We start from the raw sequence: 361 nt of genomic DNA on the forward strand, positions 1-361 counted from the left end.
ATGCCGGAGCGCGTTCAAATTACATTCTGAACCGCGGAATGGTTAAAGATCTAAGGCCGTTTCTTACAGATGAATTCAAGTCTTATTACAATCCTACCATTTGGGAACCTCAGGGGCCAAACGGGGAAATATATATTATTTCTCCCAACATGGCGGTTTGTACGGTAATATACGCTAATACAAAACTCCAGCGTGATTTGGGACTTGCCATGCCCGCCACATTGGACGAAATGATTGCCCAGGGTCCCAGAATCCGGCAGGCGGGGCTTACACCCCTTATGTTCGGGAACAAGGGCGTTTGGCAGGCGCAGTCTTTCCTGCTTTCCATGCTGACAGACCGCATGGCGGGCAAGGCCTGGTT

At 50.1% G+C, this 361-nt stretch carries 1 pseudogene; it reads left to right on the top strand.

Annotated features, from left to right (window positions below):
- Positions 1–38: 38 nt before the first annotated feature.
- A pseudogene (locus tag ACYVTD_RS18095) lies at positions 39–361 on the top strand (ABC transporter substrate-binding protein); the annotation flags it as partial.

The organism is Treponema sp. R6D11 (assembly GCF_054786075.1).